This window comes from Bradyrhizobium sp. i1.15.2 (assembly GCF_040548425.1).
Classification (GTDB): Bacteria; Pseudomonadota; Alphaproteobacteria; order Rhizobiales; family Xanthobacteraceae; genus Bradyrhizobium; species Bradyrhizobium canariense.
In genome coordinates this window covers 15,399-28,660 of record NZ_JBEPRQ010000031.1, presented here as the reverse complement: position 1 = coordinate 28,660, position 13,262 = coordinate 15,399, and the positions used below count along the sequence as shown (strand labels likewise).

The 13,262-nt window shown below is 58.9% G+C and carries 7 protein-coding genes; all 7 read left to right on the top strand.

Going from position 1 to position 13,262, the window contains the following annotated elements; genetic code table 11:
- Positions 1–219: 219 nt before the first annotated feature.
- On the top strand, positions 220–1,461 hold the full coding sequence (locus ABIB80_RS33805; RefSeq protein ID WP_354129040.1) for a hypothetical protein: 1,242 nt from the start codon (positions 220–222) through the stop codon (positions 1,459–1,461).
- The gene (locus tag ABIB80_RS33800; RefSeq protein ID WP_354129039.1) at positions 1,451–2,014 is read left to right on the top strand and encodes an RNA polymerase sigma factor; all 564 of its coding nucleotides are present in this window, start codon (positions 1,451–1,453) and stop codon (positions 2,012–2,014) included. Before ABIB80_RS33805 ends, ABIB80_RS33800 begins: the two co-directional genes overlap by 11 nt.
- Before the next feature lie 78 nt (positions 2,015–2,092).
- Positions 2,093–3,142, top strand: a complete 1,050-nt coding sequence (locus tag ABIB80_RS33795) for a hypothetical protein (RefSeq protein WP_354129038.1) — start codon at positions 2,093–2,095, stop codon at positions 3,140–3,142.
- A 640-nt stretch (positions 3,143–3,782) separates the two neighbouring features.
- Complete coding sequence (locus ABIB80_RS33790; protein ID WP_354129037.1) at positions 3,783–7,319, top strand: hypothetical protein; 3,537 nt, start codon at positions 3,783–3,785, stop codon at positions 7,317–7,319.
- Between the two features lie 317 nt (positions 7,320–7,636).
- Positions 7,637–9,061, top strand: coding sequence for an Orn/Lys/Arg family decarboxylase (locus tag ABIB80_RS33785; protein WP_354129036.1), 1,425 nt, complete (start codon positions 7,637–7,639; stop codon positions 9,059–9,061).
- A gap of 12 nt (positions 9,062–9,073) precedes the next feature.
- Entirely contained in the window at positions 9,074–10,552 is a 1,479-nt protein-coding gene (lysS, locus tag ABIB80_RS33780; protein WP_354129035.1) for a lysine--tRNA ligase, read from the top strand.
- Positions 10,553–10,909: 357 nt separating this feature from the next.
- Entirely contained in the window at positions 10,910–13,096 is a 2,187-nt protein-coding gene (locus ABIB80_RS33775) for a hypothetical protein (RefSeq protein ID WP_354129034.1), read from the top strand.
- Positions 13,097–13,262: the final 166 nt, after the last annotated feature.

Below are 13,262 nucleotides of genomic sequence, written 5' to 3'. Positions count from 1 at the left end.
CGCCTTCGCAGCCGGGTCCGCAGCCGTCGCAGGTGGGAAAAGAGGGGTGCGTCGCCACGCCATCCGCCGAGCATCGATTGGACCCTCAAATCGGGAGCAAGCGACACATCGCCTCTCGTCTCCGGTTCGAAGCAACTGTTGGACCTCGTAGATTCCCTAGGCGACACACCCCCAGCGATCCCTCATTCATCGGGGTAGGAGCGGCTGTGGGGGCTTCACATGACAGAAGAGAAGCCGCCGGACGATCGGAATGTTCGGCGGAAACCGGCGTTGCTTACCGTGCACGGCGCGAATTCGGACGGTGTTTGGCAGCGCGAATTGCAAATATTGATGACACCGCACTTCGACTGTCATCCGTACAAATATGGCGGGTACGAAGGTAAGTACGGCGTGGTGAGGGCTGTAATCTACCCTTGGTCGCCGGTGATTGCCCTCGTGATCGCGATCCTGAGCGTAGGTATATTCAAAGTCGGCCTCGTCAAACTCAGCTGGCCTCTTTCCCTCCATGCGATCGCCCTAAGCTTCTGGGCGGTAGCCGCCGTAGCGGGAGTAGTGGCATCCGGCTTCCTTTACTCATATATGAAGCGATCTGCTACCGCAGAGGAACTCAGGGCTGACGTCCACGTCAGGGCATTGCGCCGGCCCCACGTCATCGCCCACAGTTTCGGCTCATATCTCATTGGACGAACGCTCGACAAGTTTCCGGACTTTCGAGTCGAGAACGTTGTTCTGGTTGGCGCGATACTGCCGCGTTCATTCCCTTGGTCGAGCATCCTGAGGGAACGAAAAAGCAGTATCCGCAAGGTTCGCAGTGAGTGTGGACTATCGGACAACGTGGTCCGGGCAATCGGACTCATACGACTATTCGTCCGAGATGTGGGAACCGCGGGAAACCGCGGATTTCTTGAAGGCGCAGACGTGCACTCCGTTCAGGGGCCCATGGAAACGTGCACACGATGCACCGCTGAAAATCAAGCCGTCGTCCATAACGTTCGTCTGCGCAACTTCGGGCATCGCGACCAGTTCTTGACCCGGAATCATGCGCGTTCGTTGTGGCTTCCCTTCCTTTGGAATTTGGAAGTGGAGGAGTTCATTTCGTTCGTCGACGATTGTGACCTAGCAGCCCAGCATCACGCGAACGGGCTTTATCGCGAAGCAGAGCTGTTGATCGATGCGATATGGGAGCGCACCTACTCCTGGACCGGCGGCCGCACCCTGGAGGCTTACGTAAGAAGTGAGATTGCCGCCCGGGTCAAGCATCTGCGGTGGAAGCCAACTGCACCATTGGTCTCGACGCTGGCGGAACAGGTAAAATTCGGTTTGCACAATATGGTGTCGGACGCGGACAGGGAGCATTTTTCCCAAAACAACCCGCTGAACGAACGAGTAGCCCGCTCCCTTCATCCGCACATTGCGATCGCCTCCTATATCGAACAGATCGTCGGCGAAAATGAGCTCTGATCGAAGGGAAGAGGTTCTTTCACAAGGTCTCAAACGGCTGGCGGCACAGCCTGCCGACGAGACCGCATGGCGCTCCGTCTACGACCGGTTGTGGCCATTCGTCACCGCGATAGCCTGGCGACGTCTTAGGGACAGGACCGCGGCGGAAGATGCGGCACAGGAGGTCTTTCTGCGACTTCTGAAGATGAAGCCGTTCGTCGAAATCAACGAGCCAGAAGAGTTCAAGGCGTACGTATGGCGGATGACAGTGAATGTGGCGAACGACATCGCCCGAAAAAATCAACATTCGGACCGTGTCCAGGAGGCCGTGTCGAAATTTGGAAGGGCCGATGAATGGGTCCAACTCAATCCGGCCGATCAACGTCTGCTATTCGAAGAAGTGATGGGCCTTGCCCAAGAGGATCTTTCGAAGGACGAGAACGAAATCTTGAAGCGCCTCGTAGTCGGCCTCACAATTCGCGAAATAGCGGGCGAACTCGGGCTCGCATATTCCGCCACTGCCGTGAGGGTGCATCGACTTCGCCGCAAGCTAGATAAGCTATTGAAATCGTGAAGTAATTTAATTTTGTGGAATGCTGTAATAAACCGGCGCTCCAAGTGGTTTCTCTAAGTACCGGTTGGAGCAGTCCCTATGACGAGAATCGAAGAAGCCGAACCGGACGCCTTGGTGCGTCCCGAAGGAAAAACCCGCATGGAAGCCGTCCTCACGGCCCGCGCCAAGCGGCTGAACCTGCGACTTGATCAGCTTCGAGAGCATGATCATAAAGTAGCGCGCGAATCGCAATACCCCACCCCGACGTGTCTCGATCCAAGTGAGGTCGATCGGTTCTTCACGGGCGATCTCACGGACGATCGTGCGTCTCACATAGAGACGTGCGCGATGTGTGCGGCGATGATCGAAGTGGCGGATCCTCCGGTTCGTTGGTTCGACGATGTGTTCGGCCATGCGATCAAAGACGCTGCGAGCGAACCCAAGCAGCCGCCTCCACGACCGCAGCAGCCCGTGATGACAGCGACGCGCTATACCGCGCCCATTCTCGTGTTTCTCCTAATGATGTTGGTCGGTCTCGCGTTCACGAGTAAAAGCGACGTAATCCTGTTCGGATTGCTCAGGGACAAGATGCCCGCCGTAGCGGTTATCGTCCTAGGTATCGTAGCGTGCACCTTGCTGTTGACCTGGCTTCTCGCAACGGGTCTGCCATCTACAAGAGCGTGGTCGGGCCTCGTCATGGGCGGCATCTGCAGCCTCGTCGTCGGCATCGTACTGGCGCAGTCAATTTTCCATCTTGTCGAGGGATATGACGGAATTACTTCCGCCCAGTATCATCTGTTGGCGACCATCGCGGAAAATCCCACGAAACGAGGCTTCATAGAGCGGGTGGCTTTCGATAAGCAGCAAAAATCGGGAACCCTCGTAGCAACGACGGATAATGGATACTACAAGATATATTGGGAGTTACCTGCAGGGACACGTCGATATTTGGCGAAGGTCTACGAAGGCAAGCTGCAGTATCAGTCAAATGGAGACAGGAAGGTTCTGACGTCCAGCAGAGAACTTCCGGCGAGTCTTCCTCCACCTGACAACAAAATTGAGAACCTGCAGAACGTCATGGCTCTAGTGCCCGAAAAGACGAGCAATGCTGCTCGGATATTTCCGATCGAGAGCGCGGCGCGGTACTAGGCCTAGGTTCGACCTATTCGAAGGCATTCCCCTGATCGCTTGCCGGCGCAGGATCAAGCCTTCCGCCAGACACCCGAATAACTAGGCCTCGACCTGGGCGTCGGAGGTTAGGAGACCCTATTCGTGCCAGACCGATCGACACATCCGCGCCCGAGGCCAAAATGGCTGGTCAATCGACAGCGCCCGCGGCCCCCGGCGACAACTCGTCGTTTTGCGTTCAAGACGGCGATCGTCCCACCGGAATACCTTGCGCCCTATCTGATCCACCTACTGGCTGAATTCCGTGGTCGCTGCACTTGCGCATTGCGCGGGACGGATTGCAACGAGGCGTTTTCAGCATCCGCCGGCCTGCGGTGTTCGGGGGCCTGTTTCGGTCTCGGCATATGGAAGCCGCGGAAACTCGAAATCCATGAGCGACCGAAACGAAATATCGCAGGAGCCACCTGCCAGAACTACTTGGACACCGTCCACCCGGATTGCGACCGAAGAAATAGGTTTTGTCTCCCGTCGCGCTCGCATGCCGACCGGATTCACTCCCGACAGGCGGGGAGCGACCGCATAATTCTGCATCCGCGCTGCATTGGCTTGTTTCGGTGACGAAACCAGCGGAGTCTGAAAGCCTAAGAATTGGGGAGCCAGAATGGCGTACGCTAAGCGTCACAAAAAGCCGGGAAAGCACCCGAAGGTCGAATCCTTCGACAAGGAGCTGCGTAAACTCGAAAGCGAAACTTTCGAGGAGCACGAGGAGTGGTGGCGGGATGACCACTTATCCGGCGCGTTTTCGGCCTTCAAGCGTACCTTGATTATAGAAAGAGCCCTCGAACTCGTTATTCCGCAGCTGAAGAAGAGAACTGCATTTTGCGACGAGCTGGTAGTAGCGATGGAGGGAGCCCTTCCTCAGAAGGGCGCCGGCAAGGGGACAACGAAGGTCGTGACCGCTGATTGGGATACGATCACGTTCAACAACTACCTCCGTGGAGGCACGATCACGCCCGATGCGGAAGAGAGGGAGGCGGTCGCCGAAGCCGCAACTGGCATTGCCATCCGCGAATTCGGGAGCAGGGACAGGGAAGGCGCTGCGATCGACCACGTATTGAAGCAGCGTCACATCTCACCGTCGGCTTGCTTGGAACTTGTGCTGGGCAGCCTTCGGCCGGCGGCTCCCGAAACCTACCGGGCGAGGCCGCCGTTCGCTTCCATCTTGGGGCCGGGATTCGCGGCCGAGCCTCAAGCCGCATCGCCGGCGCCGCTCGAGCAGATGGCGAACCAAATACATGATGAGTTGCGCGGTTTGGATGGAGCGAGGCTTATCCTTGTCGCGGGCCCCCATCTCTCCGGCAAGAAGACAAGTCTCAGGTACCTGTGCAAGAGATTCCGAAATGGAAAGCTATTGAAGCTGGAAAGCGGGTCTCATATTCCCGTGCTTGCGCTCGCGCTGGACGAGTTGGCGCCCGGCGATTTCGTAGACCAGGTCTTCCAATTCTTCCGGAATGGAGATCCCAGCGCAGTGAAAACGCCCGAGGGCGACGAGGGCTTGACCGTCGCCGCCAAGGTGGAGCATGTCCAGCGCCTTTGCAAAAGGCAGCCGGCTTGCGTCATCTTGGCCGACGTCGCGCCGATGGAAAGCGACGAATTGGTGCGAAGCCTTCATCACGATCGCGTCGCGGAAATAGTCAGCCATCTGCTTTCCGGAAATCACGAGACACGGGTCGTCCTGACCGCTCACGATCATGACAAGTTCGGCCCGATGCAGGAAGAAGCTTCGCGTCGGGGGATCCGGCCGGAGGTGTTCCGGTTGCCCCGGCGATTGCTGATCAACCGGGATCTAAAATTTTTGAGAGAAGCGTCGGAAGTCGATGAGACGTCCTCCTCGTCGTTCAAGGTGAGCGGGATAACATACCAGCTCGCGTACATAGCGAAGAAGCTGTCGCATCTCCGTCGTAAGCAGTCAGGCTTCCGGCTGCGCGTCGAGCGAAGCCTCGCGAACAACGAAGATTGGAAAATACTGGACATCGTCTGGGTGGATCTCCTCGAACCTCACGAGCGCTTTCTGCTCGGCGCTGTCGCTTCGAGCTTCGACGGTCTCCGCACCAGCGTCGTAGTCCGAATGGCCAAAGCACTGGCTCAACGCGATGTGCCCTGGATTGAAATGCTATCGACCGAGCAAAAGGTGCAAGAGGTCGCGCAACGCCTTTCCGACTTCGTCCAGATCGGCGCCAGACAACTCGACCTCGGCCAGCATGGCTGGCGAAAGCCGACCATGGAGGATCTGATCTTCATGGATCAAGGCTGGCGCACACATGTCATGTCGACCTGGTTCGAACATGACGACGATATGGCACGTGAATGCCTGTGGCTCGTGGCGAGAGAGGCGGCCGAGCAAGCCCGCACCTTCAAGACCGTCGGAGGTTTCGCGAATGCCAGGAGCGCCTTGGCGCGCGACTTGCAATCATTTGACGCCCTGATCGCTTCCATCGACCCGGAGGATTGCTCCACCGACCGCAAGGATGAGAGCACGTGGTCATCCGAGGCTCGGATTTTACCGAGCTTGGATCGCCGCGATGCTCCGAGACCCGACGCGATAACCGTGTTGCGGTACGCGTACCAGCGATGGTTCACGGACTACCTGGAAGGCGCCGATTACCGTCTTCTTTCGGAGCTGGACGATCCGAGCCTTCGACTGAGGCTTTTGCTCCCTCTCTTCGACCCATCTCGACCTTGGTTGAGGCTTGCCGACAGGCGACTTCATTGGGAAGAGGATGGAGACTCCGAGCGTCCGTCCGACGACTTGTATAGGCAGATTAAAAAGGCCTTTCCCGGCAAGAGGCTGCTGCCGCTTTTGACCGGCATCGCCATGGCATCGTTGCGGGTACAACGCTTCGACCTCCTGAGGACGGTGGGCAGAATGGCAGAGCAGATACTGGATGCGGACGCCGCCGGTCCGGACGCGACCAAAGCATTTCGGATCCTGAGGGCCGAAATCGATGCCGGCCTGTACGGAGGTGGAAATCCGGACGTATCGTTGCCTATGAGACCGTGGGAGAAGTCGGAGAGGGAACGACTTCTCGAGGCTCCCAGCGCCGGACGGCGATCGGAAGGCGAGCAGGAACAATCATATGACGAGGTTGTCGACCGGATAACAAAGGTTTTGGCCGGGAGGTTTCAAGACCAACCAGACGTAACCGCGGAGATGGTGGTCGCGCGGGCGAAGATCGTGGCGCGACTGGGCGAAGCCTACCACATGATGGGACTGACAAGCCGAGCGCGTCAGGCGTTCGATGAAGTGTTGGCAGCCGAAGCCAAGTTGGCGGACAAGTTGGGAGATGAGAGCGGCGTCGGCAGAATACTGGGGGGGCGTTGCGCCCGAGCGTCCATCGCCTTCTACGTCGATTGCAGCCGAAGGCGGCAGTGGATCAAGGACCAGCCAGACCTCAGATTGCCGAATGGCCTGAATTTGCCGCTGCCGCTTATTGTCCGCGGCGACGACGAGGAGTTGAAGAGGGCCCAGGACCTGCTGGCGCTCAACGTTCGGAGGATAGGCGCGTTCGACGCAGCAGACCGGCTCGGGGTCCGGATGGATCAGGCGCGACTGGCAGCCGCCAGGGGCCAATACCTGAACGCCATGGAGTTGTTGAAACCCACCGAGTCTGTACGTCTCAGGCCCGGAGCCAACATCGAGCTGTCGATGGAATTCTGTACCCTCCACACGAAGACGCTTTTGGAGGCTGCCCTGCTGACCTTGCGGTACGAAGCCGGGGCACCGCCGACGGACGACTTCTGGAACCACATTCGGGATTTGAAGCAAGGATACGACACCGATGGAGCGCCCTTGGTCGACGAACTGGTGGAACTCGCCGAGCAGAGCCTGGGGTCCTTCCGATGGTTGGTCGGCTCGCGTAAAGCGTTGTTCCTTCCTTGCGGAATGGTCTTCCGCTACTTCGAGATATGGCTGCGGCTTCTGAGGCTGCGGAATGTCGATGCGGCGGAGATGCGCCATATGGTGCGTCATATTGTTGGCGATCTCGATATCGTCATGGACCACATGAAGGCGATCCATTTTCATCGCTTCCATTACGAAGCCGATGTCCTGAAGCAGCGGTTGGAAGCAATCCTGGCGGACCCCGAGGACACGAGACCGATTCAGAGCGATCCAATCGTCTCCGAGAGTATGGCCTAGCAAATCATCGTACTGAAACTGCATCGGCTGGAGTCGGTCCTTCCGGCGTGCATCATCCTTCCTGCGTTCGCTTCAAGCAGGAAGGAGACTTCGATGATTTCGCAACACCGCTCTTCCGCCCGCGTCTCACCGGTCACGACACCCGCGCCTAATCGAGAGGCGTCGATCTACACCGTTCTTCTCACGTCGGTCGGAAGAACGCGATTCTGCACCCCCCTGAAGAGTCTGCTGGCGAAGGGGGACGAACAATGAACCTGTCTCTCCTGTCGACGTCCCCCGCGGAGCGCCTCGCCGATGTTTTTGGCGAAGCGTACCGGTTGCTGCTCGATCCGCCGTCATGGGCGGCGCTCGCCACGCTTTCCGATCACGACATGGATTGCATGCGCCGCATCGAAAGGAACTTCTTCGGCATCCTCAGCGTCCTGGACAATAGCGGGTCCAATCCCAAGCTCCTCGGGAAACTGGCCGAGGTCAATGTCGCTCTCGCGACCGCATACGGCGCGGCGGAATCGCAATTCGTCGAAGCCGGAAGTTCGGTCGCGAACAATCGGCTTGGGATCGCGTTGGCGAGGCGGCTCGCGCTCGAGAAGCTGCCTTTGAAGGTAGTTCTTGATCGAAATTCGCATGCAAGCGCGCTGGGGTCCGCCGCGCTCGCCGGACTCGATGTCGAGTTCGTTCATCGCGAATACGATTCCGATCTCGACGTGACTATTCCGCTATCCCCGACCCAGGTCGATGAACGGTTGCACGCCACCGGCGCGCATGCGGTCTGGATCGTGTCGCCCACTTACGACGGCTATTGCCCCGATCTTCGGGCAATTTCGGCCGTCTGCAAGAGGCGGAGCGCATTTCTCATCGTCGATGCTGCGTGGGGCGCACTGCACGGACTGCTGGAATGCGGTACATTTCCCCAGTCTGCGATAGCCTGTGGCGCCGATGCGTGCGTCGTCTCGCTGCACAAGAAGGGCCTCGGCCTCTCCCAATCGAGCGTCGCAAACTTCAACGATCCGATTCTTGCGCGTTACTTCAGGCAGGCCGGCGAACTCGGTCTGATGACCACCAGCCCGCTTTACTTCCTGCCGGCTTCGGTCCAGGTGGGACTGGAAGCTCTGCGCTCGGACGCCGGCGGCCAAGCTTGGCGAGCGGCCGCAAATTCGGCAAGCCAATTTCGAATGCTGGTCGACAACTACCAGGGCTGCCGGGTGGTTCGCGCCGAGCACCTTGGTTCCGGCATTTGCGGCGATCCCTGCCATGTTCTGATCAACGTTCGCGAAACGGGCGTGAGCGGATTTCAGATCCTTCAGGCCTTGGGCGGGGCGGACAATGACATCGAGATGGCAACACGGGACACCGTACTGTTGCTCTTCGGACCCGAGCACGCGGGGTCGGCAGTTGCGCTCGCGCATCTGTTTCGGCACGCGGTCGAGACCGCCGAACGTGGCCGCGACGCCGATCATCTTCGTGTTCCGTCTTTGCGCCCGCCGCGCGCCATGAACCCTCGCGATGCCCTGATGGCGCCGGCGGAGCAAGTGCTCCTTTCCGAAGCGGTCGGCCGCGTCGCTGCGCAGACCATCGGTGCATATCCCCCTGGCCAGGCCATCCTGTGTCTCGGAGAGGAGATCACGCGCGAAGTCGCGGACTACCTCTTCGCCGTCGAGCGGGCCGGAGGACGCCTCAAGGGTGTCGCGGGTCGCCTGGACGAGAGCCCTATCGAAGTCGTCGCCGAAACCACTGGACATTGAAAGGAAGCTGAAATGAACATGACAACGCTCAACAACTCGAACAGCGAAATGTCGGTGCGGCTGACCCGTATCAAGGCCTTGCGGGACCGGGGTGTCGATCCCTATCCGGCGGCTGCATTCAAGCCGACGATGCCGATTCGGGATGCACTACTCAACTCCGACGATCTCATCTCCGATTCGACCCAGTTGCGCTTCGCCGGCCGGCTTCTCGGACTCCGCCATTTCGGTTCGGGCGCCTTCGCCGATCTCGTTCACGACGACGAACGTATCCAACTTTACGTGGCCGCCGCGCACTCCGATCAGGAGGCCATGGAACTCGTCGAGTACCTCGATCTGGGCGATTTTGTCGGAGCCGAGGGCACGATGTTCATGACGCAGAGGGGCGAAAAGAGTTTCAAGGTAAAAACGCTCCATGTGCTTGCAAAGTCCGTCCGGCCGCTGCCGGCCGGGAAGCGGACAGCCGCCGGGAGCGTGCATCAGGCTCTCGTCGACCAAGGACGCTTGGCGAGGGAGCGACACGTAGCACTGATCGCCGACCGCGAGCTTCGCCAGAGGATCTTGTGCAGGACCAAGATCATTCGCGCAATACGGCGATATTTCGAGAACGAGGGGTTCGTCGAAGTCGATACGCCGATTCTCTCCGGCGCCTACGGAGGCGCCGCGGCCCAGCCCTTCGTGACGACAAGCAAGGCGCTCGGAAGCGATCTTTACCTGCGGGTTTCCCCGGAATGCAGCCTCAAGCGCGCACTTTGCGGCGGGATCCCGAAGGTGTTCGAGATCGGCAAGAATTTCCGCAACGAGGGCATCGATCATTCGCACAGTCCGGAATTCACGGCGATCGAATGGTACGAAGCCTTTTCTGACTACCGCGAGCAAATGGTCCGGTTCGAGAATCTCGTCGGAGGACTCGCCATGGAGGTGCATGGCTCCCATTTCGTCAGGTTCCGGGACCGCACATTCGATTTTGCTCCTCCGTGGCCGCGGGTGAAGGTCCTGGACGCGGTGGCGTTGGCTCTCAAGCGCTCCCCGACCGAGTTGTCCGAGGCAGATGTCCTGAACGAGTATCGACGGATTGATCCTGAAATAGGTCACTTCACATGGGGTGAGGCGCTCATGGGCCTCTTCGAGGCGCTGGTCGAGCCGGAACTGGTGGGACCGGTTTTCGTGATTGATCATCCGGTCGAGGTCAGCCCGCTGACGAAGCGGCACCGGTGCGATAGTCGTCTTGTCGAGCGGTTTGAGCCTTTTGTTGCAGGCATGGAAATTGGCAACGCCTACAGCGAACTCAACGATCCGATCGAACAGCGGCAACGGCTCGAAAATCAAGATATCGCACGCGAAGAGCCTTACGGTTTGGACGAGGACTTTCTCAGGGCGATCGAGCACGGGATGCCGCAGGCCGGTGGTGCAGGGTTGGGCATCGATCGGATCGTCATGATCCTGACGGATGCACGTCGACTTGCCGATGTGCTGCTGTTCCCCATGGTCTAGACCGAAGCGGATCCGGGAGAACCATATGGGTGGCTGTGACAAAGCCAAACTCGCGGCCACCCACAGACGAACGCTGCCAATGCGGTAGCTGCGCTCGTTACCAGTTCGTTTTCGCTGAACACCGGATGCCCGTGAGTTCGAAAGTGTGCTCCATCATGCCGCGAGGTCGGGGCCTGAACGTTTTCGATCCGGGCCCGATCTACCGCGACCTGGCGTCCTAGGGAGCCTCCTAGGACGATGGACGCGACGGCTGTGACAGGATAGGCGAGGTGGAGAGACGGACAAGATCTGCCATCTTAGCTTCGTCGGCAGTTGACCGATCGGGGCGCATTCGGTTGCGCAATGCGGGAGGCTACGTTGAAGCGAAGCCAGACGGTCCTGATGGCGTTGGCCTGCGGTTTCATCCTGGCATTCCCCCCGCAAGTGCATGAAATCTATCGGTCTATGGCCGAGGCGATCGCTATTGGCGTTCCGCGGGCCTGGATCGAACCAACCCTATCTTCGATTGCTCTGGTGCTGCTCTGTTGGGGCCTCTTCTACTTGGACCGAATCTACGGGCGGCCAGCGACGGGTGCAGGCCCGCCAGCCGGTCCGCTGGTACCAATGGCTGTCGCTCAATTCCCCATAGTCGGCGCAGCCGTCGGCATTTTCTGGTCCAGGATCGACGATGCGGCGCTCGGTCCAGTGCGGTCGGCTCTCATGCAGGCCAGACTCGACTATCTGGTCCTCGACGGCGCCGGTACCGCCGAGCAGGTGGCCCCCATCGCCGACCGCTTCGCGTCCAACATCATGCGCTTCGACGACTATCTGTTCTATTCGTCGTTTGCATTTGGTGTCCTGGCGGTCGCCTCCGGAATTCTCCTTCTCGCGATCGTGTCCCGGTATTCGCGCGGAGCGGCCATGGGCTCTGGGCGTTCGTACTTGGCGACGGCTGCGATGGTCGCGACCATGCTTCTCATCGCCGCGTTTGCAATCTCGGGCACGCGCATAGTCGTTGCTAGAGTACTAATGCCGGTTCCGTTGCTCGCGATGGCTCTTTTTCTCGCCGGGTTCTGGCTCTCGTGGCTGGGGACGGAAGGTCGACGTCGAGGCTTTCCGATCATAATCTGCATTGTTCTGGCGGCGCTATTGTACTCGGCGTTCGATCTGAACGATGACCATCGAGTAAGTACGCTTCCGAATCAAAGTCCGCCTTCGAGAACCACGGTTCGTGACCAATTTCGAACCTGGCTGGAAGCTCGTTCGGCGGACCTGAGCGCTTTCTCGAGCAAAAAATACCCGATATACATTGTCGCCGCCCAAGGCGGGGGCATTTATGCCGCCTACCACGCAGCCGGCTTCTTGGCGACCGTCCAGGACGATTGCCCCAATTTCGGACGACATATTTTCGCGATCAGCGGCGTCTCGGGAGGAAGCGTCGGTGGATCGGTATTCGCCTCGCTCCTTCATCAGGCCAGCGAAGCGGGGGTAACAAACGTGATTGGGGGGCGCCCCTGCCGCAAGACTAACGATACCTCCCCGATTTTTCAGGACGCCACAGACGAGTTGTTGAGTGAAGACTACCTCACGCCGCTTCTCGGCAGCTTCCTTTTCCCCGACGCATTCCAGCAGACACTTCCGATCGCCGTCCCGCCTTTTGATCGCGCGCAATCGCTCGAGCTTGGACTCGAACAGTCCTGGCAGAAAATAATGGCGTCGAAGCAATTTAGAAGTCTACGCGGTACAAACGACAAACTGACGCTTCCACTTTCGTCGTCTTTCACAAGTCTTTGGCAGCCAGCGCGGTCACCCGCTCCGGCGCTTGTACTGAATACCACCGAGGTAAATTCTGGGCAGCGGCGTATAATCGCTCCGTTTGAATTCGAGGGTATTGAAACCTCATTCGTGCCGATCTGGAGCGATACGGAACTCGCCCGCCGTTTTCCCAAATTCGTGCCGAATATTTCGGTCAGCACGGCCGCGTTCCTCAGTTCGCGTTTCCCTTGGGTAACCCCCGCAGGATACTTCGAAGACGTAGGGCCGAAGGACAAGAAGCCGGTAAAGGTGAGAGTAGTCGACGGCGGATATTTCGAGAATTCGGGACTGGCTACCGCTCTCGATCTCCTCAGCTCTCTAGAGGCCGCCGTCGAAGCTGATCCCAAACTTCGACCTTTCCGGGAGAAGATCGAGATCAACATCATCACACTGAATTCTAAGCGCTTCGACTTGGGGTCTTTTGCCGGGTTCGGAGAATGGCTCTCGCCAATCTCCAGCATGATGAGTACCAGAAACGCGCGCGCGCCTTTGGAAACATCACGGGCCGAATTGCTGGTGGCACGATCCGCAAAAGCATCGACCGGAATAGCCAAAAAGCTGTTTCGCTTCGATCTCGACGGTTTGGGATACCCGTTGCCACTGGGTTGGCGGTTGTCCCCCGTAACAAGACTATTGATTTCGAACCAATTGGGTACCCGGTCCCGCTGCGGGGCCGCGCCTTCGGCCGACGGTGAAATTTCGCCGGATTGCCTGAAAAAGGTCATCGCGGAGCAGTTGGGCGTCGAATGAACCGCCCATAGGAGAACAATCCATGCTGCGTTTCCTTTCGATACTGGTTATCTCGGTCCTGTGCGCTTCGGCCTGCTTGGCACAGACGAGGGATCCACAGTCGCTTACTTGCGCGGAGCAATTGGCAGACCTCAGCAAGCAGTATGCGAAGGAGTGCGCCCCCAAA

Bases quoted from the DNA above. Each gene is read 5' to 3' on its own strand.
- ABIB80_RS33805 (WP_354129040.1), top strand. From the start codon at position 220: ATGACAGAAGAGAAGCCGCCGGACGATCGGAATGTTCGGCGGAAACCG.
- ABIB80_RS33800 (WP_354129039.1), top strand. From the start codon at position 1,451: ATGAGCTCTGATCGAAGGGAAGAGGTTCTTTCACAAGGTCTCAAACGG.
- ABIB80_RS33795 (WP_354129038.1), top strand. From the start codon at position 2,093: ATGACGAGAATCGAAGAAGCCGAACCGGACGCCTTGGTGCGTCCCGAA.
- ABIB80_RS33790 (WP_354129037.1), top strand. From the start codon at position 3,783: ATGGCGTACGCTAAGCGTCACAAAAAGCCGGGAAAGCACCCGAAGGTC.
- lysS (WP_354129035.1), top strand. From the start codon at position 9,074: ATGAACATGACAACGCTCAACAACTCGAACAGCGAAATGTCGGTGCGG.